At 62.9% G+C, this 21,057-nt stretch carries 20 protein-coding genes and 1 tRNA gene; 10 read left to right on the top strand and 11 right to left on the bottom strand.

Translation table 11 applies throughout. From position 1 onward, the window contains the following. Positions 1 to 84: 84 nt before the first annotated feature. Positions 85 to 516 carry a hypothetical protein gene (locus VFO93_RS12320; RefSeq protein WP_325134673.1) on the bottom strand — a complete coding sequence of 144 codons (432 nt, stop codon included), beginning with the start codon at positions 514 to 516 and terminating at the stop codon, positions 85 to 87. A gap of 146 nt (positions 517 to 662) precedes the next feature. On the opposite strand from VFO93_RS12320, the gene VFO93_RS12315 reads away from it, so the two are divergent. Further along, positions 663 to 738 (top strand) — tRNA-Thr (locus VFO93_RS12315). A gap of 184 nt (positions 739 to 922) precedes the next feature. Continuing rightward, positions 923 to 1,828, top strand: a complete 906-nt coding sequence (locus tag VFO93_RS12310; RefSeq protein ID WP_325134672.1) for a hypothetical protein — start codon at positions 923 to 925, stop codon at positions 1,826 to 1,828. Between the two features lie 5 nt (positions 1,829 to 1,833). Here VFO93_RS12310 and VFO93_RS12305 read toward each other — a convergent pair whose 3' ends face one another. Together VFO93_RS12305 and VFO93_RS12300 are read right to left on the bottom strand one after the other, a co-directional pair. Beyond that, the gene (locus VFO93_RS12305; RefSeq protein ID WP_325134671.1) at positions 1,834 to 2,499 is read right to left on the bottom strand and encodes a response regulator transcription factor; all 666 of its coding nucleotides are present in this window, start codon (positions 2,497 to 2,499) and stop codon (positions 1,834 to 1,836) included. Positions 2,500 to 2,589: 90 nt separating this feature from the next. After that, positions 2,590 to 4,524: a sensor histidine kinase gene (locus VFO93_RS12300; protein ID WP_325134670.1), complete on the bottom strand. Its 1,935-nt coding sequence runs from the start codon at positions 4,522 to 4,524 to the stop codon at positions 2,590 to 2,592. A 132-nt stretch (positions 4,525 to 4,656) separates the two neighbouring features. Between VFO93_RS12300 and VFO93_RS12295 the strand changes: the two genes are divergently transcribed. From VFO93_RS12295 to VFO93_RS12275, 5 genes are all read left to right on the top strand, one after another. Next, complete coding sequence (locus VFO93_RS12295) at positions 4,657 to 5,580, top strand: cation diffusion facilitator family transporter (protein WP_325134669.1); 924 nt, start codon at positions 4,657 to 4,659, stop codon at positions 5,578 to 5,580. A 152-nt stretch (positions 5,581 to 5,732) separates the two neighbouring features. Next, positions 5,733 to 6,923 carry an amine oxidase gene (locus VFO93_RS12290; protein ID WP_325134668.1) on the top strand — a complete coding sequence of 397 codons (1,191 nt, stop codon included), beginning with the start codon at positions 5,733 to 5,735 and terminating at the stop codon, positions 6,921 to 6,923. Between the two features lie 225 nt (positions 6,924 to 7,148). After that, positions 7,149 to 7,637, top strand: a complete 489-nt coding sequence (locus tag VFO93_RS12285; RefSeq protein ID WP_325134667.1) for a methylated-DNA--[protein]-cysteine S-methyltransferase — start codon at positions 7,149 to 7,151, stop codon at positions 7,635 to 7,637. A 120-nt stretch (positions 7,638 to 7,757) separates the two neighbouring features. Further along, positions 7,758 to 9,827 carry a prolyl oligopeptidase family serine peptidase gene (locus tag VFO93_RS12280; RefSeq protein WP_325134666.1) on the top strand — a complete coding sequence of 690 codons (2,070 nt, stop codon included), beginning with the start codon at positions 7,758 to 7,760 and terminating at the stop codon, positions 9,825 to 9,827. A 67-nt stretch (positions 9,828 to 9,894) separates the two neighbouring features. After that, a complete protein-coding gene (locus VFO93_RS12275; protein ID WP_325134665.1) occupies positions 9,895 to 10,662 on the top strand; it encodes a TonB family protein in 768 nt (255 codons plus the stop codon). A 10-nt stretch (positions 10,663 to 10,672) separates the two neighbouring features. Here VFO93_RS12275 and VFO93_RS12270 read toward each other — a convergent pair whose 3' ends face one another. Then, entirely contained in the window at positions 10,673 to 11,563 is an 891-nt protein-coding gene (locus VFO93_RS12270; RefSeq protein WP_325134664.1) for an alpha/beta hydrolase, read from the bottom strand. Positions 11,564 to 11,730: 167 nt separating this feature from the next. Between VFO93_RS12270 and VFO93_RS12265 the strand changes: the two genes are divergently transcribed. Beyond that, positions 11,731 to 12,474, top strand: coding sequence for a hypothetical protein (locus tag VFO93_RS12265; protein WP_325134663.1), 744 nt, complete (start codon positions 11,731 to 11,733; stop codon positions 12,472 to 12,474). A 160-nt stretch (positions 12,475 to 12,634) separates the two neighbouring features. Here the strand turns inward: VFO93_RS12265 and VFO93_RS12260 are convergent, their stop codons facing one another. After that, a complete protein-coding gene (locus tag VFO93_RS12260) occupies positions 12,635 to 13,549 on the bottom strand; it encodes a DUF72 domain-containing protein (RefSeq protein ID WP_325134662.1) in 915 nt (304 codons plus the stop codon). Between the two features lie 434 nt (positions 13,550 to 13,983). Between VFO93_RS12260 and VFO93_RS12255 the strand changes: the two genes are divergently transcribed. Beyond that, positions 13,984 to 14,853 (top strand): septal ring lytic transglycosylase RlpA family protein, encoded by an 870-nt coding sequence (locus VFO93_RS12255; protein ID WP_325134661.1) that lies wholly within the window; start codon positions 13,984 to 13,986, stop codon positions 14,851 to 14,853. A 172-nt stretch (positions 14,854 to 15,025) separates the two neighbouring features. On the opposite strand, the gene VFO93_RS12250 is transcribed toward VFO93_RS12255, so the two are convergent. From VFO93_RS12250 to VFO93_RS12235, 4 genes are all read right to left on the bottom strand, one after another. Beyond that, positions 15,026 to 15,268 (bottom strand): hypothetical protein, encoded by a 243-nt coding sequence (locus VFO93_RS12250; RefSeq protein WP_325134660.1) that lies wholly within the window; start codon positions 15,266 to 15,268, stop codon positions 15,026 to 15,028. A 96-nt stretch (positions 15,269 to 15,364) separates the two neighbouring features. Then, on the bottom strand, positions 15,365 to 15,529 hold the full coding sequence (locus tag VFO93_RS12245) for a hypothetical protein (RefSeq protein WP_325134659.1): 165 nt from the start codon (positions 15,527 to 15,529) through the stop codon (positions 15,365 to 15,367). 475 nt (positions 15,530 to 16,004) lie between these two features. Then, positions 16,005 to 17,174, bottom strand: a complete 1,170-nt coding sequence (locus VFO93_RS12240; protein WP_325134658.1) for a serine protease — start codon at positions 17,172 to 17,174, stop codon at positions 16,005 to 16,007. Positions 17,175 to 17,274: 100 nt separating this feature from the next. Further along, positions 17,275 to 17,865, bottom strand: coding sequence for a sigma-70 family RNA polymerase sigma factor (locus VFO93_RS12235; RefSeq protein ID WP_325134657.1), 591 nt, complete (start codon positions 17,863 to 17,865; stop codon positions 17,275 to 17,277). Positions 17,866 to 18,018: 153 nt separating this feature from the next. On the opposite strand from VFO93_RS12235, the gene VFO93_RS12230 reads away from it, so the two are divergent. Further along, positions 18,019 to 18,240, top strand: a complete 222-nt coding sequence (locus VFO93_RS12230; RefSeq protein WP_325134656.1) for a hypothetical protein — start codon at positions 18,019 to 18,021, stop codon at positions 18,238 to 18,240. An 81-nt stretch (positions 18,241 to 18,321) separates the two neighbouring features. Here the strand turns inward: VFO93_RS12230 and VFO93_RS12225 are convergent, their stop codons facing one another. Both VFO93_RS12225 and VFO93_RS12220 read right to left on the bottom strand, forming a co-directional pair. Beyond that, positions 18,322 to 19,362, bottom strand: a complete 1,041-nt coding sequence (locus VFO93_RS12225; protein WP_325134655.1) for a 5-methylcytosine restriction system specificity protein McrC — start codon at positions 19,360 to 19,362, stop codon at positions 18,322 to 18,324. Between the two features lie 261 nt (positions 19,363 to 19,623). Further along, positions 19,624 to 20,934, bottom strand: a complete 1,311-nt coding sequence (locus tag VFO93_RS12220) for an AAA family ATPase (RefSeq protein WP_325134654.1) — start codon at positions 20,932 to 20,934, stop codon at positions 19,624 to 19,626. Between the last annotated feature and the right edge of the window lie 123 nt (positions 20,935 to 21,057).

The raw sequence follows: 21,057 nt of genomic DNA, 5'->3' as shown, positions 1-21,057 counted from the left end.
TGGGTGTTTAGAAAAGGTATTCGGAAACTACTCAACACCTAATACCCAACACTCAATACATAATACCCAACACCCAACACCTCTTCAACGCAGCGCCTTGGCCACCGCGCCGGCCACCAGCCCGCCAATGGTGTACCAGGCCACCGTCATGGCCTGCGTTTGGGGCGTACGGTTGCTGGGGGCGGTGCCCAGGCCCAGCGGGCCGGGTAGCAGCACGCCGCCCACCCCGGCCGCCACGCCCAAGGCCAAGCCCCGGCGCGGGCTGCGCTTGTCATTACCCACAAAGCTGTAGTACAAGCTGTTGCTGAGCACGTCGCCGGCCAGCGTGAGCAGGTAAGCCTGCTGGTCGTTGGGCTGCGGGGCATCGGCTTTGGCTAGTAGCTGGCGCAGGCCGCGCTCGCCGAGCAGGTCCATGCGCGGGGCATCTTGCGGGCGCAGGCGGCGCACGGTTTCGTGCAGCGCATTGAGGGCGATGGCGCCGGCGAAGCCGGCGGCGAGGGAGCGTAACAGGGACATGGCAGGGCGGCGCGGCCAAGTAGCCGCAGGCTTAGTCAGACGGGCGGGGCGCGGGGAAGTTGCGTAAAATTTGCCGGGCTATTGCATGGCTTCAGCGCGGCGTGTTATCTTTGCAGCCCCACCGGCACCAGGCGGTGGCTGAGAATGCCGATTTAGCTCAGCTGGTAGAGCAGCTCATTCGTAATGAGCAGGTCGTTGGTTCGAGTCCAATAATCGGCTCCATAGCAGAAAACCCCAAAAAACCATCTTAATTGATGGTTTTTTGGGGTTTTCTGCTATGGAGCCGATTGCTTTTTTAGCAAATAGTTGATGGGAATTTTTCAGTAATGGCACTGATTTGCGGAAAAGAAAATATTCAGTGATTTGTACTGGATTTTTTTTCTTATCAACTAATCTACCCACCAGCATGAGCGCTGCAACAACCAAAACATGCCTTCTGATTTTATTATTAGCTAGCATAGCTTGCTTAAAAGGACTATGCCAAGCAACTAGTTCTCTGCCTCTAACTTATCAACTCAAAGCATATACTATTTTACAAGAATGCGATAGCAAGGGCAACGAGCTTGCTGGCAGAGCCCCTGTTTCCTTACCGGTGGGTGCTAGGTTTACTATTACAAGGCCTATTAAAGACTCAAAAAGCAACTATATAATTCAGTTTTGGGACTGGAGTATTCCTGAAATAAAAGTCCCTGATAATTTGCGCTCAAAAAACGGCAAGCTTTACTTAGCCGATAATACAACAGAGTTTTTAATTAACGAAAAGCCACTCCCTTCAACTACCTTAGATTCCATTCTAGATAGCAATTACTACTCATATAATTACGACCCAACCACAGGAATTGAGCGTTATTTTCTCATCTCGTCTGATATACTCGCCATAAGTGCTACTCCTCTCGTAGCACTAGTCAGCCCGGTCGCCGGTGCAGTTGTTATGCCTTTTAAATTCAGGCCTACAACAGGAGATTTCACGAAAGATATTACTTTTAGTGGAATGGGCGGAATCGCCTTTAACCTAGCTCACGAACAAAAGCATACAGCTTCTTTCTTATTAGGACTTGGTATTACTTCGGTAGCACTAACTCCTAAGAATAGCACAGCAACCGAAACCGTCGACAGAGCAGCTATCACGCTTTCGTTTGCATCCCTCTATCAATGGAATAGATTGCAAATAGGGTTACTTATAGGTGCTGATTTTTTAGGGGAAGGTAGTGATTCCTGGAAGTATAATAGGAAAGCTTGGCTAGCCGCAGGTGTTGGATTTAATGTTTTCAAGCCAGAATCTACGGATGCAAAAAATACTTCTAGTCAATAAAATTATCACAGCCCCTGCTCGTGCGCGAAGCGCACGAGCCCAGCCACGCCATGCACCCCCAGCTTGTGCATGATGTTGCGGCGGTGCGTGCCCACGGTGAGCTCGGCTAGCGAGAGGCGGGCCGCGATTTCGCGCGTGGAGAGCCCTTCGCGCACGAGGCCCACGATTTCGCGCTCGCGGGCCGAGAGTTGGTGCAGCCGCAATAGCGCCTCGGCGGCCTCGGTGCCGGGCGCGGGCGGGGCAGCGGCCTCGGCGGGCGGCACGCGCCGCCGGGCCGGAAACACCAACTGCCCGGCATACACCGCCCGAATGGCAGCCAGCAGCTCGTCGGCTTCGGCCAACTTCTCCACGAAGCCGTGGGCCCCGGCCTGCGCCACCTGCTCGACCAGTGGGGGCGAGGCGGCGCTGCTGAACACCAGTACCCGCAGGGCGGGCCACCGCCGCCGCAGGTGCGGCAGCAGGCGCAGGCCATCGTGCGGGGGCGGCAGGTGCAGGTCGAGCAGCAGCACGTCGGCCGGGGGCTCGGGGGTAGCGTCCAGCAAGTGCCGCAGCTCGTTGCCGCTGGCGAATAGCCCCACCACCGCCAGGTCGGGCTCCTGAGCGAGCAGGGCGGCCAGCCCGCGCATCAGGGCCGGGTGGTCATCAACGAGGAGCAGACGGCAAACGGGCATTGTAGCAGACAGGTGTAGTGAGAAAGAAGGTGGCAGCCAGTGGGCTAGCCATGCAAAAACTATTACGTAGCGTATTTCACAGCCAGCATTTTACAGCGGCAGCTCGACCTCGACGCGGGTGCCCTGGCCGGGCTGGCTCACTACCTGCACCTGGCCGCGCAGGTAGCCGGCACGGGCGCGCACGCCGCGCAAGCCCAGGCCGCCGCTGCGCGGCGGCGGGCCGTGCGGGTCGAAGCCCCGGCCATCGTCGGCCACCAGCAGGTAGAGGGCGGTGGGCATACGGTGCACCTCCACGCGCACCCGCTGGGCCTGGGCGTGGCGCAAGGCATTGTGCAGCAGTTCGGCCACGATGCGGTAGGCCGCCTGCTGGGTGGCCAGCGGCACCCCGGCGGCGGCGGCTTCGCACTGGCACTCGATGCACGGGCCCTCGCCGGCCAGGCTCAGGGTTTCGGTGAGCAAGGCCAGGGCTTCGGGCAGGGGCGGCGGCTCGCCGCTGGCGTGGGGCAGCAGCACCTGGCTGAAGGCGCGCACCTCGTGGCGCAGTTGGCGCAGCAGGGCTTCGGTTTGGGCGTGGGTGTCGGCCAGCAGCGGCGGAGCCAGGGCCAGCGCCTGGCGCACCAGCCGGCCCTGCCAGGCCAGGTGCAGGGCCGTGAGGCCGGGGGCCAGGACATCGTGCAGCTCGCGGGCCAGGGCCTCACGCTCCTCGTCCTGGGCCGCGATGAGGCGGCGGCTGGTAGCCTCGTGCTCGCGCAGGCGGCGCAGGCGCTGCTCGGCGGCCTGGCGCAGGGCCCGCCGAAAGCGCTCGGTGAGTAGGGCACTCAGCAGTATCAGCTCGGCTACCAGGCACCAGGCCAGCGAGTTGGGCTTGATGAAATCGATATACACCAGGCCCGAGTAGTTGAGCATCAGTTCGACCGCGCCCCACCCAAACAGCAGGTAGGTGCCCGCGTACAGCGCCGCCAGCTGGCGCTGGGCCGGGCGGCCCCGCCCCACCACGGCCGCCAGCGTGCCGGCCCCCGCCAGCAGCAGCCCCCACAGCAGCACCGCGCGGCCGGCCATCAGCCCGGCCAGCGCCGCCGGCCCGGCCCAGCGCGCTACTACAAAATACAACCCCGCGTAGGCAATGGCCCCGTTGCTAAGCCATTGGCTGAGGCGGTGCAGCCGGGGCCAGCCCTGCCGCAGCCGCACAAACAAGGCCAGGATGCGCAGCCCGCAGCCCTGCGCCAGCAGCAGCAGCCCAAACTGCCCTAGCTGCCAGCCCGCCGCATACGCGGCCTGCGGCAACAGCACGGCATCGAGGTTTTCTTCCATCAGCAGCACCCAAGTAATGCTCACCACGTAGGCCCCGTACCAAAGCAGAATGCGGTCGCGCAGAAAGAGATAGAGCACGCCGTTGACCAGGGCGCTGCCCAGGTACAGCCCCAGTAGCCAGTTCCAATACGTAAAGCCCAGGTAGTCTTGCTCGTAGCGCAGAAAGCCCTCGGTGGTGGTGATGTCGGTAAACAGCAGCCAGTTGGCGCAGCGGTTTTCGACGCGCAGGTAGTACACGGCCCGCTCGCCGCCCCCCAGCCAGAACGGCAAACACAGCACCCGCGCCGGAAACGGCCGCTGCGTGGCTACCGCCCAGCTGCTGGCCGCGCCTACCCACCGGAGCGGCCCGCGCCCACCGGGCTGCACATACAGCGTGGCGCTATCCACGAAGGAGTAGACATTCCACAGAAAATGCGTGCGTTGCGGCAGCGTATTCACCGCCGCCACGCGCAGCCACAGCCGGCCGGGCTGGTAGCCGGCTTGCAGCAGGTCTTGCCGGGGCAGGGGCCGGAAGCGTCCCGCCGCCCACAGGCTCGCCGCCCGGCCGGCCGTGGCGGGCGGGCGGCTTTCATCAAAGCAGTAGCTGAAAAACCGGGCCGCCGGGTCGTACTCGGCGTAGCTCAGGCGCAGGGTATCGAGCCGGGGCGGGGCGGCCTGCGCTACGGCCCAGCTTCCGCCGAGCAGTAGCCAGCTTAAGAGCAGCAGGTAGCGCATGGCACGGGTTCTAAATCACAAAATCCTCATGCAAAGTAGTTGCTAATAATGTGCAATCAGGTATTGCCGGATTTATATTTCGCCTGGTCTGGCCTAACCCCGGCGGGCCGGCGCCGTACACGCGGGCTTAGCATGTCAGCATCCTCCTCTTCCAAGCTCTCGCTCTACGGCGGCATCGCGGCCAACGTGGCCATCGCCGTTTCCAAATTTGTGGCCGCCTACATCACTGGCTCGTCGGCCATGCTCTCCGAGGGCATCCACTCGCTGGTCGATACCGGCAACGGCGGCCTGCTGCTCTACGGCATGAGCCGCAGCCAGCGCCCAGCCGACGCCAAGCACCCATTCGGCCACGGCAAGGAGCTGTACTTCTGGGCCTTGATAGTGGCCGTGCTCATCTTCGCCATTGGCGGCGGCATGTCATTTTACGAAGGCATCAAGCACCTGGAGCACCCCGAGCCGCTCACCGATGCCAAGTGGAACTACATCGTGCTGGGCTTGTCGATACTGTTTGAAGGCGCCGCGCTATTTCTTGCGCTGCGCGCGCTGCTCGAAAAGCAAGCGCCCGGTGTGAGCTTCTGGCGCACGCTACGCACCAGCCGCGACCCGGCCGTGTTTGCCTCGGTGCTCGAGAATGCGGCCGCCGTGGCGGGCCTGCTCATCGCGCTGCTGGGCGTTTATTTTGGCCACGCGCTCAACAATCCGTTTTTCGACGGCGGGGCGTCCATCATCATCGGCCTGCTGCTAATGGGCGTGGCCGTGCTACTTGTATCGCGCACCAAAGACCTGCTGACGGGCGAAGGCGTGAGCGACGCCACCGCCCAGCAGGTGCAGGAGCTGGCCCGCCGCACGCCCGGCGTGACGCGGGTGCGCCCGCCGCTCACTATGTACCTTGCCCCCGACGACGTGATGCTGGCCCTCGATGTGGACTTCGACGACCACCTCACGGCCACGCAGGTTGAGAACGCCATTGAGGCCGTGCAGGACGCCATTCGGGCCGAGCACCCCGAGTTTCGGCGCATTTTTATCGAAGCCAAATCGCTGACTGGCCGGGAGTAATCCCTTCCGTCATGCTGAGCGCAGCGCAGTCGAAGCATCTCTTTCGCATAGTAACTTCTGGCGCTAACAACGGTGCAACAGAGATGCTTCGACTCCGCTGCGCTGCGCTCAGCATGACAATAGAAAACACCTAACAACCAGACTACTCCCCCATGACCGCACACCTGAACACTACGCCTTTTAAATCATTTTGGTGGGGCGGCTACGAATGCACCGACCAGCTCAACTGCTTCGGCAACCGGGTCGATTTTTTGCCGCTCACCGGCCATTTGCAGCTGCTGGATGAGGACTACACCGACCTCCATCAGTTTGGGGTGAAAACCGTGCGCGAGGGCATTCGGTGGGCGCACATCGAAAAAACGCCCTACCACTACGACTGGAGCACCGTGAAAACGATGCTCGACGCCGGCCAGCGCCACGGCATTCAGCAGGTGTGGGACATGTGCCACTTCGGCTTCCCCGACGACCTTACGCCCCTGCACCCCATGTTTGCGCGGCGCTTTGCAGCGCTGTGCCGGGCCTTCGTGAACTTCTACCGCTCCGAGCGGCCCGAGGGCGTGCTCGTGGTTACGCCCATCAATGAGGTAAGCTTTTTGAGCTGGGCCGGCGGCGAGGTGCGCGCTACCTCGCCCTACGGCGTGCGCCTGGGCTGGGAAGTGAAATACGCCCTCATGCGCGCCTACATCGAGGGCGTGGTGGCGCTGCGCGAGGCCGACCCCGGCATCCGCATCCTCACCACCGAGCCGCTCGTGAACATCGTGCCCCCGCATAATGCCACGCCCCAGCAGCGGCGCGATGCCAAGCAGCACCACGAGTGGCAGTACCAGGCCACCGACATCCTGGCCGGGCGCGTGAGCCCCGAGCTGGGCGGCCGTCCCGAGTTTCTGGACATCATGGGCTTTAATTACTACTATGACAACCAGTGGGATGTAACCACCGGCCAGCGCCTGGGCTGGAACGACCCGCACCCCGACCCGCGCCTGCGCCCGCTGCGCGACTTGTTCAAAGAAGCCCACCGCCGCTACAATCGCCCCATCGCCCTCACCGAAACCAGCCACCCCGGCATCGACCGGCCGCTGTGGCTGCGCATGATAGGCCGCGAGTGCGCGGCGGCCCTGCAGCAGGGCATTCCGCTGCTGGGCGTGTGCCTCTACCCTATCATCGACCGCCCCGACTGGGACTTCCTTGACAACTGGCACCACTCGGGCCTCTGGGATGCGGCCCTGCACCCCGACGGCCCGCCCCAGCGCATCTTGCACGAGCCCAGCGCCGAAGGCCTGCGCGCTGCCCAGGCTACCGTGGCCCAGGTGCTCGACCGCAAGCCCGCCCTGGCGATTGGGTAAGTGGGGTTTTGGATGCGTGGATGCGTGGATGCGTGGATGCGTGGATGAGTGGATGCGTGGATGAGTGGATGGTACTGTCATGCTGAGCGCTGCGCAGTCGAAGCATCTCTATCGCTTCGTTGTCGGCATTAGGAGTTACTATTGAAGTAGAGATGCTTCGACTGCGCTGCGCTCCGCTCAGCATGACGGGCTCATTCACTCATTCGCTCACCCGAAAACCCACCAATGGACGCCCTGGCCTACCTCTACTCGCCGCTCGGCATGCTGGCGCTCAGCGGCTCCGATGCCGGCTTGCACGCGGTGCGTTTTCTCGACCACGAAGACGTGGCTCCCACGGCCCCGGCCGACGTGGCGTCGTGCCTGCAAGAGCCAATGCGCCAGCTACAAGCCTACTTTAGTGGCGAGCTGCGCGAGTTCAGCCTGGCGTGTGCGCCGCTCGTCGGCACCGGGTTTCAGCGGCAGGTGTGGGCGGCGCTGGCCGGCATCGCGCACGGGCGCACGGCGTCGTACCTCGACATTGCCCGGCTGCTGAACAACCCCAAATCGGTGCGCGCCGTGGGCGCGGCCAATGGGCAGAATCCGCTGGCCATCGTGTGGCCCTGCCACCGGGTGGTAGGTGCCGATGGCTCGCTCACCGGCTACGCGGGCGGGCTGATGCGCAAAAAGTGGCTGCTCGACTTTGAGCGGCCCGCCCGGCAGGGCAGCCTGTTTTAGCGAGAGGATAGTTTTATTTTGTAGCGCCTGTTGTTCTGTGCGCTACGACTATCTATGGAAAAGCACTTGCTCCTAGTCTCAACTTTGTTTTTCGCTAGCAGCTATGCCAATGGACAGCTTATGCCTGCCTCAGCGCCAATAGCTTATCCCCAAGCCCGGAAGGTAGATACCGTAACCACCTATTTCGGAACCAAGGTAGCCGACCCGTATCGCTGGCTCGAAGACGACCAGGCAGCCGATACCAAGCGGTGGGTGCAGGCCGAGAACCAGGCAACTCAGCAGTACCTGGCTGCTATTCCGTGCCGGGCAGCTATTCACGACCGCCTCACCAAGCTCTGGGATTATGAGCGCTACTCGGCCCCTACCAAGCACGGTGAGTATACCTACTTCTATAAGAATACTGGCCTGCAAAGCCAGGGCGTGCTATACCGGCAGTTGGGAGACGCCGCGCCGGAGGTTTTTTTAGACCCCGGCACGTTCTCAAAGGATGGCACTACTTCGCTCGCGGGCATCAGTTTTACGCACGACGGGAGCCTGGCGGCCTACCAGCTTGCGGAAAGTGGCTCTGACTGGCACAAAGCCCTGGTGGTGCGCACCGCCGACAAGACCGTGGTGGGCGATACGCTTCAGCACGTCAAGTTTTCGACGCTGGCCTGGCAAGGCACCGCAGGCTTTTACTACAGCAGCTACGACCGGCCCACGACTGGCTACCGGCTAACCGACAAAACCCAGTTTCACAAGCTTTACTACCACCAGCTAGGCACGGCCCAAAGCAGCGACAAACTCGTCTTTGGCGGCGAGCAAAACCCGCACCGCTACATCGGGGCGCATCTCACCGACGACGAGCGCTTCCTGGTAATAACGGCATCCAACACGACTACCGGTAACAAGCTCTACGTGCAAGACTTAACCAAGCCTGGCAGCAGCATCCTGAACGTAGTAGCCACTGAGAGCAGCACCCATCGCATCATAGGGAATGTTGGCAAGCTGCTGTACATAGTGACCAATCTTGGCGTAGCGCCCAAGTTTCAGGTCGTGGTCACGACTAGCAATAACCCTGGGCCAGACCACTGGAATGTGCTGATTGCGAGCAATCAGAACGTTGGTGACGTGAGAATGGCCGGCGGAAAATTATTCGCTATTCACTCGGCTGGGGCTACTTCCAAGGTAGAGCAGTACTCCTTGGAGGGATATCTTGAGCGCACTATTTCCCTGCCGCAAATAGGTGCGGTTAGTGGCTTTAGCGGCAAACCCAGCCAAAAGGAAATCTACTACACCTTCACCTCCTACACGCTGCCACCCACCATCTTCAAATACAGTATTTCAGCCGGCGAATCGGTGCTGTATAAAATTCCGCCTATCCGCTTCAACCCAAGCAAGTACGAGTCAAAGCTCATCTTCTATCGCTCGAAGGATGGCACGCGTATCCCGATGGTACTCACTTACAAAAAGGGGCTGGTTCTGAACGGTAAAAACCCTACGTTGCTGCACGCCTACGGGGGTTTCGGGGTGAATGTCACGCCGCAATTCAGCACCTCGAATATTATTTTGCTGGAAAACGGCGGCATTTACGCCGTGCCCAGCTTGCGCGGCGGCGGCGAGTACGGCGAAAACTGGCACTTGGCCGGCACCAAGCTCAAAAAGCAGACGGTGTTCAACGACTACATCGCGGCGGCTGAATGGCTTATCCAGAACCGCTACACTTCTGCCGACTACCTTGCCGGCTCAGGCGCCTCGAACGGCGGCTTGCTCGTGGGCGCTACGCTTAGCCAGCGGCCCGACCTGTTCAAGGTTGCCTTTCCGGCCGTGGGCGTGCTGGATATGCTACGCTACCAGCAGTTTACGAGCGGAGCGGGCTGGACCAGCGAATACGGCACCGCCCAAGACTCGCCCGAGATGTTCCGCTACCTCTACCAGTATTCGCCCTACCACGCCCTCAAGCCCGCCAGCTATCCGGCTACGCTCATCACAACCGCCGACCACGACGACCGGGTGGTACCAGCACACTCCTTCAAGTTTGCCGCGCGCTTGCAAGAAACCCAGCTCGGGGCGGCTCCGGTGCTCCTGCGCGTCGAGCCCAACGCCGGCCACGGCTCAGGGCGCTCTACGGCCCAAGTCATCAGCGAGCAGGCTGACAAATGGGCGTTTCTGTTTCAGAATATGGGCGTGAAGTATCCAGGCGGGCAGTAGAAGGCATCGTCTTGAGCAAAGGCATGATAGGCCGGCTCGCAACTCAATGGGCAGCTTATTTTTGAGCATGAAATACAACTACATAGTAAGCGGCCTGCTGTGCCTGGGTTTTGGCTTGAGCGAAGCAGCCGCCCAGCAAACCGTGCCACCCCTGAAAAAAGAGTTTCTGGATTCGACCTTCGCGGTGCTGCCCTCGGCCACCGGGGCCATGTACCGGCGCGAAACCCAGTGGCGCGATAGCACGGCCGGCGAGGTGCGCGACTACTACCTCAGCAACGGCCAGCTGCAAAGCCGCGAAGAACTGGCGCACGTAGCCAAGCAGCTACCCAACGGCATAACCGAAACCTTCACCAAAAGCGGCCAGCTTACCACGCACGCCGAGTTCACCAACGGCCGCCGCACCGGCGAGCTGCGCACCTACTACCCCAGCGGGCAGCTCAAGCGCCGCGAGCAGTTTGCGGCCACGGGCCTCAGCAGCGGCGGCGAGTGCTTTGCAGCCGATGGCAAGCCAGTGCCGTTTTTTGCCTACGAAGTAATGCCCCGCTACCCGGAAGGCGATGGCGGCCCGCAGGCCATCATCCGGGCAATGATGCGCAATTTTAAGTATCCGAAAGATGCCCTGAAGGCCAAGGTAGAGGGCCGGGTGCTGGTGGCCTTCAGCGTGACGGAGCAGGGCACCGTGACCGATGTGCACATGATACAATCGCTGTTTCCCTCGGTCGACGCCAACGCCATGCAAGCCGTTTACCAGCTCAAGCGCTTTACACCGGGCCAGCAAGATGGCCGGCCCGTTAAGGTGAGCTTTACGATGCCCATTTCCCTGCGCATTCAGTAGCCTGCGCTGCTCACTGCGCCAGCCGATGCAACTCTTTATATAATTGGTTATCAGCCCAAAAAAGCTGCGTCACCATGCCCACGTGCTTCTTGCCGGGCAGCACCGTGTAGCGGGGCGCCGGCCCCAGTTGCGCCAGCCGCTGCCGAAACCGCGCGCTGCTTTCCTTGATGCTCGGGTAGGTGTCGCCGCCGATGTAAACACTGTAGGGCGGCGCGCCGGCCCGCAGGTGGTAGAGCGCCGAGGCCTGCCGCCACACGGCCGGGCTTTTGGTGAAGGGAATTAAATACTGCGCGTCGCCTTCGTACTGCATTTTGGTGAGGTAGTCGAGCATGTCGAGGCCAGCGGGGTCGTCGAGCAGCACGCCGTGGGCGGCCGTGCGAGGCAAGCCGTGGCGGGCGAGTAGCGTGTCGGAGCCGGTAGCGAGCAGCGCGGCCAGCCCGCCGCCCGCCGAGTGGCCCATGAGCACGATGCGCGCCGGGTCGCCGCCGTATTCTTTTATGTGATTCACCGCCCAGGCCAGGGCGCGGGCGCAGTCGTCGGCCTGCTGCGGCACGCGCACCTGCGGGCTCAGCCGGTAGCTGATGACCACGCCCACAAAGCCGTTTTTGGCCAATCGGCGGCCGATAGCTTTGTACATAAAGTCGTCTTTGCTGCCGCTGTTCCAGCTGCCGCCGTGGATGAACAGCACCACCGGGCGCGGCGCAGCCGCGCGGGCAGTGGGCTCATACACGTCGAGCCGATGGCGCTGGGCGTCAAAATCGGGAGCCGAGGCGGGCACGTAGGCCACATCGGCCACGCGGCGGCTGGCGCGGGCCACGGCCCACTCAGTGGCCAGCAGCACTACGGCGGCGGCCAAAAGCAGCCCCAGCGGCGGCAGCGCCAGCAGGCGGAAATAGCGCATACTTATTGTCGAAGCCACCTGTTTAGCTTGGCGGCGGCGGCTTCACCTACGCCGGCCGGCAGCTAGCGGTTTGGCTAAGTAGCAGCGCGGGCAAAGCCGGCAAAACGTTATTTTTGCTGACTGCCCGCCTGTAGCAGTTTTAGCGGCTCTTATTTACTTTCTTCCCCGTGGCTTTTTCGATGGTTTCTGCGCGCCCCCTGCTGGGCGCGGCTTTTATCGCCCTGCTCACTTTTGCCAACAGCCGGCCCGCCCAGGCCCAGCGCAAGAAAAAAGACGCCGCGCCCGTCGAGCTCACCAGCGCCTCGCGCCTGCTGCCGCTGTATGGCGGGGCCAGTCCGGCGCAGGCGCAGCAGTTTGTGGGCCCGGCCGTGCTGGCCGACATCGACCGCAGCTTTGCGTCGCGGGCCGAGGCCAGCAAGTTTTTCAGCACCAAGGGGTTTGAGTATCTGATTGAACACCAGCCCGACACGGCGGCCGTGCGCTTCAACCTGGCCTGGGTGCTCGACCCCCAGAATGCCGACGCCTACCGCGGCCTGGCCGTGCTGCTGAGCCAGCGCAAAGCCCCCGCCACCGAGGTGCAAACCCTGCTGCTGCAAGGCCTGGCCGTGGCCCCCACCAACGCCTACCTGCTCACCGACGCCGCCACCACGGCCGCCGACCGCTACGCCCTCACCAAGAAAAAGAAAGACCTGACCGAGGCCGCCGGCTACGTGCAGCGCGCCCTACTGGCCGACCCTAACAACGCCGACGCCTGGCAAACCCAGGCCCGCATCCGCTACGAGCAGGAAGACTACGCCGGCGCCTGGGAAGCCGTGCACAAAGGCCAGGCCCTCAACATGAGTAGCCTGGATTTCAACCTGATAGGCGACCTCAAAGAGAAAATGCCCGACCCGCAGGGGAAGTTTCGGTAGCAAGAGTACTGGTTGACGCCCGTCATACTGGGCGGAGCGCAGCGGAGTCGAAGCATCTCTATCGCTACATTGCTAGCGTCAGGAATTACTTTGCTAAAGAGATGCTTCGACTCCGCTGCGCTTCGCTCAGCATGACGGGCGTGGCCAGCAGCCTCCAAGCCTAAAACAAGCTGCCCTGCACCACCTGCGGGATGGGCCGGGGCGGCTGAATGGGAAAGCCCGTGAGCGCGTGCACGCGGCCCAGAAAGTGCTGCGCCCAGATGGGCGCGTGGCGCACATCTTTCTGGTGAATAAACACATACGCGGCGTGCAAACCCTGCGCGTACCAGTCGGCCAGGCGGGCAGCCCACTCGTCGGCGCGCTGAAAGTCGCTGGCTACCAGGCCGTGGCCGTTGAAGCGCAGGAACGCCACGGGCGTGGTGAGGCGCTGGGGCAGCACGTCGCGCCGGCCGGCTACGTCGGTGATGACCAGCGTTTTATTGAGGGCCTCGAGAGTGGCGAAGACGCTGTCGGCCAGCACGCGGTCGGCAAACCAGCGCGGGTGGCGCAGCTCCACGGCCAGCGGGATGTCGGCGGGCCAGTCGAGCAGGAAGCGCTCGAGGCGCGGCAGGCTTTCGGGGCCGAAGTGCGGCGGCAGTTGCAAAAAGCACGGCCCCAGGCGGTCGTCCAGCTCCGCGATGGCGCGGGTGAAGGTGAGCGCCAGCGAATCAACATTATACAGCTCGCGCTCGTGGCTGATGCTGCGCGGCAGCTTGGGGCAAAACCGGAAGCCCGGCCCCACGGCCGCGCGCCAGCGCCGCACGGTGGGCGCGTCGGGGATGCGGTAGTGGGTAGTGTTCAGCTCCAGGCTATTGAATTGCTGCGCGTAATAGTGCAGGTAGTCGGGCTCTTTCGCGCCCAGCGGGAAGTACGAGCCCAGCCACTCCTTATTGGTCCAGATGGGGCAGCCCACGTAGAGGCCCGGCGCGGCCGGGGCCGTGGGTTGGGCGCGGGTTAGCACGCGGGCCGTGTCGGGGTGGTCGGGAGGTAGCCGAAAATCAACGTAGCGCAGGTCGGGCAGGCGGCCAAAATCCATGGCGCGAAGGTACGCCCGCCCGCCGAAAACCGGCCCGGCATATACGACACAAATAGCACTTACGCAACCCGGCTCTGAACACGACTTTTGATTAAATGCCAAAATTTTGCACCCGCCGCAAAATCTAATTATGACTGACCTAGCGGAATAATACAATAATAGGGCTAAAACTGCCTTTAACAAACACAATCGGCTATTCAACAAGCTTGATTACCCAGTCTTCACTCACCTTAAATGCAAGTTTTATATAAAAAATACAATTTTAATAAATTGACAACAAGGTTAGCAGCGCGCAATAGCAGCTTTTCGGGAGGGGGGTATTACATTCGGTTAGTTACCATCCCAAAAAGCGCATGACGCTCAAGCGAACTACATTTCTGCCTTCTGCCCTTCTTTTTATAGGTGTTTATTTGTTGCTAATCTGCGGGTTAACGATGCCCGCTGCGGCGCGCGCCCAGCGCACGCACAAGGCTACTTCCACCGTTACGGCTACCTCGTACAGCGTCGTGCTGCGGGGCCGCGCCTCGTGGTACGGCCGCGAGCACCAAGGTATGCGGACCAGCAACGGCGAGCGGTTCAACCGCTTTAAGTTTACCTGCGCCCACAAGACGCTGCCCTTCGGCACCCGCCTGCGCGTGACCAACGCTAAAACCGGCAAAACGGTGGTGGTGCGCGTGTCCGACCGCGGCCCGTTTCGCCACCAGCGCATCATTGACCTGGCCGAAGTGGCCGCCCGCCCGCTGGGCATTATCTCGCAGGGTGCCGCCGATGTAGTGGCCCAGATAGTGCCCGCCACCACGCCGCTCGGCCCCACGGCCACGCCCGCCAACCTGCTCGCCATTCAGGCCGCCGACCCTACCCCGGCCGCCGCCTTCACTACCTACGAGCTGCCCAGCGCCGCCGATAGCCTCGCGGCCGCCACGCTGGCGGCCGGCCCCGCCGCCCTGCCAGCCGCCCCCAGTGCCCGCGCTACCCCCGACACCCTGCCCGGCAGCCCGCTGCTGGTGGCGCGGCCCGCCGCCCGCTTTCTGGTGCAGGCCGGCGCTTTTGCCGACGCGCAAAGCGCCCAGGCCCTGCGCGAGCGCCTGCTGGCCCTCGACCCCACCCTGCCCGTAGAGCTGCGCGAAGAAGTAGTGGAAGGCCAGGCGCTTACCCGGGTCCTCATCGGGCAGCTCGATAGCTGGCTGGCCGCCGAAACCGTGCGCCGCCGCCTCCAGGCTAAGAGTATCGCCAGCCTGGTGCGCCAGCTGCCGGCCCAGCCGGTAGTGGCGGCGGCCGTGGCAGGCCCGCCAGTTGCTCCTTAGCTGCTTACCTGTCATTGCGAGCGTAGCGCGAAGCAATCGCACCTGTTCAGCCGCGCTGTTCGGGTTCCGTTCGGGTGCGGCTGCTTCGCTGCGCTCGCGATGACAAGCCCATAAAAAAGGCTCCTCATTCCGTTAGAATGAGGAGCCTTTTTTATGGGCCGAAAAACGCGGCTTATGCCTCGTCGTCAGCTACTTTCTTTACTACTACTATCGACACCACGGCCAGGGCGGCCACGGCCAGGATGAGCTGGGTCGAGCTGAAATTCTTGGATACCTTGCGCAGCAGGGTGCCGCCGTTTTTGAGCAGGTCGTCCATGTGCTCGGTTTTGCCTTGAAACACATTTACGGCCGCTTCGAAGGTGCGGGCGATATCTTCGGGCAGTACTTTTTCGATTTGTTGCAGTTGGTCGGCCATCGGAGGAAAGAATGAAAAGGTGAGGTTGGGGCGGCAGCTACTAGCGGCTCCCGCCGGCCGATTGTACGGGAACGGGCGGGCCATGTTCCCGCTCAGCTAACTATTTAGCCCGCTGGCTGCCCATTGCCCCTCCTCTACCACCACCAGCGGCGAGCGGCGGCAGCGGCCCTCGCGCACGGTGCAGTGGCAGGCCCCAGGCACCAGCCCGCGCAGGCCGAGCGGCACCTGCTGCGAGCCCGCGCCCAGGGTGCGGCCGGCCACCGGGCGGGAGAGTGGCGGCGCGGGCGTAGCCGGGGCCCTGAGGTTGAAGGAGAAAGCGGTTTGAATTTCGCCCCGCGTGGGGCCAAGCAAACAGCGCCGCAGCAGGTGCGCCGCCTGGTCGCAGCCCCAGAGGTAGTGCGGCCACCAACGGCGGGCAGCCTTTTAGTAGCGTAGCGGCTGGTTTTTTGGGGCGGGAGGCACCGGGGCGGCCACCGCCCACCCGGGCGCCGTCAGCACCGCTGTATTGCGCTGAGAGGAAAGCTCTGCGTTTCGTAGGCAGCAGGGCGGCATCAAGGGCCTAAGATTAGCCTATAAATCAAATATTAATGACTGATTATCAAATTTTTATCTTAAGTTTATCAACTCATATCTAAAGAGCTTCTTGCCTTGGCCCGAAGGGTAGCCCAACCACAAAAAAGCCCCGCCGGTTAGCGGGGCTTTTCACTACATTTTGCAGAAGGCAGGTTGATAATTCTTACTCGTAGACCTTTACCACGAACACAAAGTCTTGCAGGCGCTTGAGCTGCTGCGGGCGGGCCGTGCCGGCTAGCTGGTTGGTGCGGGGCAGGTGGTAGGCCTGCACGGGCTGCTTGTTTTTAAGCGAGTCGACGAGCCGCACCAGGTAGGAGGACTTAGTGGCGAAGGCCGCGCCCAGCACGTCGTCCTGCCGGCTGCTCACTACCCCAATCAGGTTGCCCTGCCCATCGAGTAGCGGGCCACCCGAGTTGCCGGGGTTCAGCGGAATGCTGACCTGGTAGAAGGCTGTGTCGCCGTCGTAGCCCGAGCGGGCACTCAGCGCGCCTTCGCCATACACCACGTCTTCGCGGGGGTAGCCCAGCGTGTACACGCGCTCGCCAAGGTCGGCCTGCCCCGATTTAAACGTGTAGGGCAACTTATTAAAAGGCCTGAAATTGCGGTCTTTAATCCGCAGAATAGCTAAGTCGTGCTTGCGGTCGGCGTACACCGTTTCGGCGTGGTAGCGCTGGTGGTCGCGGCTTTCTACCAGCAGCGAGTCGGCACCTTTGATAACGTGCGCGCTGGTTACCAGGTAGCCATCGGCCGTGAGCGCGAAGCCGGTGCCGCTATATTTATTCACGCGCACTGGCGCTACGGACTCGGTTGTACCAGCCACATTATTCACCTTCCGGGTCAGCGCATCCGTGCGGCGTGTAATGCGAGCCACCTCACCTCGCAACTCCCGCAGGCTACTGGCCGGCGCGGCAGTATTAGCACGCCACAAATCGAGCCCCAATAGTGTACTAAATACCGCCATCACAGCCACCGAGGCAGCCACGCCCATCGTGGCGCGGTGCCCGTGCCAGAACTCGCGCAGCCGGCGCTCGGTGCGCGAGATGCTCAGGCGCGGGTTTACTGAAACCGACAGGCCACCGACCTGCTTTTCCGCCGCGGCCGGGGCCTCTTCGGCGGCCAGCATGGCCGTGTGCAGGCCGCCCAGCAGCTGGCGGGTGCGGCGGCGCTCGGCGTAGGCGCGCAGCGTGCCGGTGAGCTCCTCAAACTCGGCGTAGCGCTGGCTCAGGCGCGGGTCGGCGCTGAGGCGCGCCTCCAGGTCGGCGCGCGCGCCGGCGGCCAGCTCACCGCGCTGGTAAGCCTCAAAGAGCGCGTAGTAGTCGGCTTCGGTTTGCATCTTGATTAGTGCTTGGCTGCTAGTGCTTAGTGCTTAGTGCTTGATTGATAGCGGTGAAGACTAACAACTAAGCACTAATAACTAGGCACTAAGCACCAAACTAAGCTTCTTTATAACTGGCAAAAAACAACTTCTTCAAGCGCGTGAGGCACTTGTACTTCTGGGTTTTGGCGGTGTCGGCGTTGGTGTAGCCGTGCTCCGCCGTGAGGTCCTGCATCGACTTATCGAGCAGGTAAAAGCCCTCCAGCAGCGAGCGGCAGGGCTCGCCCAGGTGGGTAAGCGCCTCGCTCATGGTCGCGAAGCGCCGGTCGCGCTCCTCGGCCTCGTGGAGGTCGTCTTCGGCCCCCGTGTTGAGGTAGGGGCCGTAGTCATCGTCGTCGAGCAGGCGCACGCCGTGCAGCCGGCTCTTGGTGGTGAGGCGCTTGAGCCACAGGCGGCGGCACACGGCGTAGAGGTAGGTTTTAATCTGGCAGCTGAGCTCTAGCGAGCCTTCGCGCACCTTCTCATAAAATACCATGACGCCTTCCTGGTACACGTCGCGGGCATCGTCCTCGGTACCACTGTTTTGCAGCACAAAGTGCGATACCATGGGCCAGTGCAGGCGGTAGAGCTGGCTCAGGGCCCGCTCGTCGCCACCTTGGATGGCTCGGATAAGGTGGGCATCGGCCGCCAGCGCCGTGGTGCTATCCATGTTCATTCGCTTCGGGGCTTAATGCTAACTAACAGGCATTAGTAACCCAGGAAAAAAATTAAAAAATATTTTTGCCAGAGCTGGGTTACCTGGCGGCCGCTCCGGCATTAAGGGCAGATTTTCGATTAATCACCTCCCCAAATTTACCTCAAGATGACTAACCTGTTGAAAGTATCGGCTGCTGCTCTGTTCCTCGCTGTTGGCCTGACCTCGTGCGAGTCGAAGCCCGCTACCACCGAGACCACCACGACCGAAACCACTACCCCCGCTACTGAGTCGACCACCTCGACCATGAGCACCGACACCGCTGCTGCTGGCACCGCTGCTCCTGCCGAAGGCGCAATGGCTACCGACACCACCAAAGCTAAAATGTAATTACGCCCGGGCCTGGCCCGGTTGTTTTTATAACGAAAAGGCCTGCGCAGCACTGCGCGGGCCTTTTTTAGTGGCCAAAGCCTACCGCACCAGCGCCAGCAAATCGGCCGCGATGCCGGGCCAGGGCTGGTGCAAGTCGAGCGTGACGATACGCACCGGGTGGCCGCCCAGCGTGTAGCGCACATCCACGGCCGCCGTAGCGGCGGGGTAGAGTAAGATGCCTTCGAGCTGCTGGCCGGCAGCGGGTTGTACGTTTTGAAGGTAGGCGTAGAGCTGGTAGAGGTGCGGCGCGATAAGCCGCTGCTGGTCGTAGCGCGGGCGCAGGGCGGCGGCGTAGTACTTGGTATCAAGAATGATTTTGCGGGCCGAGCTTTCCAGGGTGGTATCGGTGAGCATGGTGGGCAGCAGGGCCATATCCTCCGCTTTTGGGGCATTGGCCTGCCAGGCTATGGTTTCGGCAAACACGCGGTACTGGCGCTGCTCGCGGCGGTAAAAGTTGCGCACCGCCTGCTCGAATATTCGGGCCATCAGGCGCTCGTCGCGCCGAAAATCGACGAAGCGGCGCGGGCTGTTTTCGGCCGGCGCGGGCAGGGCCGTTTCATAAATCAGCTCGCACAAATGCAGCAAAAAGGCATCCTCGCCGCCCGGCCGCTGCCGGCGCAGCGCCGGAAACACGGCCGCCGTGGGCACCAGCGCCGCCACCCCGGCCGGGAAGCGGCGGCGCAGTTGGCTGAGCTCGCGGCGCAACGCTACGGGCACGGCGCGGTGCGTGGCCAGGGCAGCCACGGTGCCCAGCAACAGCTGGTGCAGGGGGGTGTTGGCGCTCAGCTCGTCGTAGGTGCACACGGCGCGGCCCTGCGGTAGTAGCCCCTGGCTTAGGCTGGGGGCCAGCTCGATGCGGCCCCGCAGCGCGCGCAACTCGGCCTCTTGCGTTTGGAAGGTGAGCGGCAGGCCGGCGCGCAGCCGCTCGCGGGTGGCGTGCAGCAGCATCTGGGTCAGCAGCTCGAGCGGCCGGTGAAAGGGCGTGGCCTCGGTGGCGCGCAGCACGGCGGGCGCGGGCAGGCGCTGCCAGGCATAGCACAGCAGGTAGTAAAGCGTGGCTATCGGGACCGCAGATTCCAACGGATTTTCAGGATTTAACGGATACGCCCGGCTGCGCCGGGCTGGCTTTTTCAGGAGCGGGTGGTAGGCTATGCCGCTAGCCGCTGGCCGCAGTTTAGCGCAACGAAGTGGAGCGTAACTGCTGGCCGACAGACGGGGGCAGTCTCCAGACTGCCGGATTGCTTACTTACCGGGCCGCATTTCTCCGGCAGCCTGGAGACTGCCCCCATTCGTCGGCCGGCAGTCGCGCCGCTGCGCGGCTAAGACTACGGCCAGCTTTTTTCACAGCCCTTGCAACAGCCGACGCAGGTGGGCGGCGGCCGTGGCAGGCTGCTCGCGCCAGTAGTCAGCCAGCAGCGGACCAATTTCCTGCTCGAAAATCAGGCGCAGCCATTCGGCGGCTTCTTTCGGATTAGTGGGCGGGGCGCAGAAGTAGCTGTGGCCGATTTCAAAATCGGGGCCCAGTTCGGGGTCGTCGGCGATGGCTTGGTTGAGCTCGGCCATGCGCTCGGTGAGGTGGGCGGCGAGCTTGCCGGGCACCTGGGCCTCGTGCAGCAGCAGCTGCAAGGTGCCGCCGAACTGCGGGCGCATGGTCACGAAGGCAAAGCGGCGGCGCAGGGCGTAGTCGAGCGGGGCCAGCGAGCGGTCGGCCAGGTTGAGCGTGCCGATGACGTAGAGGTTTTCGGGCACGAAAAACAGCGGCGCGTCGGGCGGGGCGTAGGGCAGGCGCAGGGCGTGGGCGGGGCCACGCTGGGCGGGCTCCAGCAGCACCAGCAGCTCGCCGAAAATGCGGGCCACGTTGCCCCGGTTCAGCTCATCAATCAGCAGAAAATACGGCCGCTCGGGGTCAATGGCCGCGCGCTGGCACAGCAGCGGCAGCACGCCCTCGACCAAGCCAAACTGCCCGCCCGCCCCCGGCCGGAAGCCCAGCACGAAGTCTTCGTAGCCGTAGCTGGGGTGAAACTGCACCAGCTCGATGCGCTGCTCGTCTTGCGCGCCGAGCAGCAGCCAGGCCAGGCGGCGGGCCAGAAAGGTTTTGCCGGTGCCGGGCGGGCCTTGCAGTAGCAGGGCGCGGCGGCGGCGCAGGCCCGCCAGCGCGGCATCTAGCTCCGCTTTTGAGATAAACAGCTCGGCCAGAGCGTCTTTTTCGGTATAAGGCGCGGGCGGCGGGGTGGTATAGGCAGCTGTGGGCTCGGCCACGGCATCCGGCTCCGTGTCAGTCGCTTGCTCGGGGGTAGGCGGGCCGGTGTAGAGGTTTTCGGCCTGCTGCTCGGCGGCCTGGCTTTGGTCTTGCACCGAGCCGGCGGCCAGCACCGGGCGCTTGGCCACGATGGTGAAGTCGAGGGCTTCGAGGGCGGCGTTGGTGGGCTGCCCGGCGGCGTGGGGCCAGCGGATTTTAGGGTCGGCCTGGGCGAGGCGGTAGGCCAGCTCGGCTACGGCGCGCGGCGGGTAGCGCCGGCCTCGGTACAGCAGCTCATACACGGTGCTGGGCGGCAGCTGGCGGCCTTCGCGCTCTACGAGGCGCAGGGCGCGCAGCACCTGCTCGCGGGTGAGCAGCGGGGGCGCAGAAGTCGGGGCGGGGGCGTCGGTCACAATACAAATAACACGTACTGGCGGGCTAGCGTGCGGGTTGCCGGGTTTTCCTTTGCTTAATTAAGTGTAGAGACGCAATAGTTGGAGTCTTAGCGTTGCTGGGCGGCGTTGCTCAGCAACGCT

The sequence above is a fragment of the Hymenobacter sp. genome, from assembly GCF_035709525.1.
Lineage (GTDB): Bacteria > Bacteroidota > Bacteroidia > Cytophagales > Hymenobacteraceae > Hymenobacter.
The sequence above is the reverse complement of the archived record's forward strand: the minus strand, read 5'-3'. Positions and strand labels throughout refer to the sequence as shown.

Coding starts and splice junctions, on each gene's coding strand:
- VFO93_RS12290 (WP_325134668.1), top strand. CDS start 5,733: ATGACCGCACACCTGAACACTACGCCTTTTAAATCATTTTGGTGGGGC.
- VFO93_RS12300 (WP_325134670.1), bottom strand. CDS start 4,524: ATGCGCTACCTGCTGCTCTTAAGCTGGCTACTGCTCGGCGGAAGCTGG.
- VFO93_RS12285 (WP_325134667.1), top strand. CDS start 7,149: ATGGACGCCCTGGCCTACCTCTACTCGCCGCTCGGCATGCTGGCGCTC.
- VFO93_RS12260 (WP_325134662.1), bottom strand. CDS start 13,549: ATGGATTTTGGCCGCCTGCCCGACCTGCGCTACGTTGATTTTCGGCTA.
- VFO93_RS12250 (WP_325134660.1), bottom strand. CDS start 15,268: ATGGCCGACCAACTGCAACAAATCGAAAAAGTACTGCCCGAAGATATC.
- VFO93_RS12310 (WP_325134672.1), top strand. CDS start 923: ATGAGCGCTGCAACAACCAAAACATGCCTTCTGATTTTATTATTAGCT.
- VFO93_RS12275 (WP_325134665.1), top strand. CDS start 9,895: ATGAAATACAACTACATAGTAAGCGGCCTGCTGTGCCTGGGTTTTGGC.
- VFO93_RS12270 (WP_325134664.1), bottom strand. CDS start 11,563: ATGCGCTATTTCCGCCTGCTGGCGCTGCCGCCGCTGGGGCTGCTTTTG.
- VFO93_RS12280 (WP_325134666.1), top strand. CDS start 7,758: ATGCCTGCCTCAGCGCCAATAGCTTATCCCCAAGCCCGGAAGGTAGAT.
- VFO93_RS12295 (WP_325134669.1), top strand. CDS start 4,657: ATGTCAGCATCCTCCTCTTCCAAGCTCTCGCTCTACGGCGGCATCGCG.
- VFO93_RS12230 (WP_325134656.1), top strand. CDS start 18,019: ATGACTAACCTGTTGAAAGTATCGGCTGCTGCTCTGTTCCTCGCTGTT.
- VFO93_RS12320 (WP_325134673.1), bottom strand. CDS start 516: ATGTCCCTGTTACGCTCCCTCGCCGCCGGCTTCGCCGGCGCCATCGCC.
- VFO93_RS12235 (WP_325134657.1), bottom strand. CDS start 17,865: ATGGATAGCACCACGGCGCTGGCGGCCGATGCCCACCTTATCCGAGCC.
- VFO93_RS12305 (WP_325134671.1), bottom strand. CDS start 2,499: ATGCCCGTTTGCCGTCTGCTCCTCGTTGATGACCACCCGGCCCTGATG.
- VFO93_RS12255 (WP_325134661.1), top strand. CDS start 13,984: ATGCCCGCTGCGGCGCGCGCCCAGCGCACGCACAAGGCTACTTCCACC.
- VFO93_RS12240 (WP_325134658.1), bottom strand. CDS start 17,174: ATGCAAACCGAAGCCGACTACTACGCGCTCTTTGAGGCTTACCAGCGC.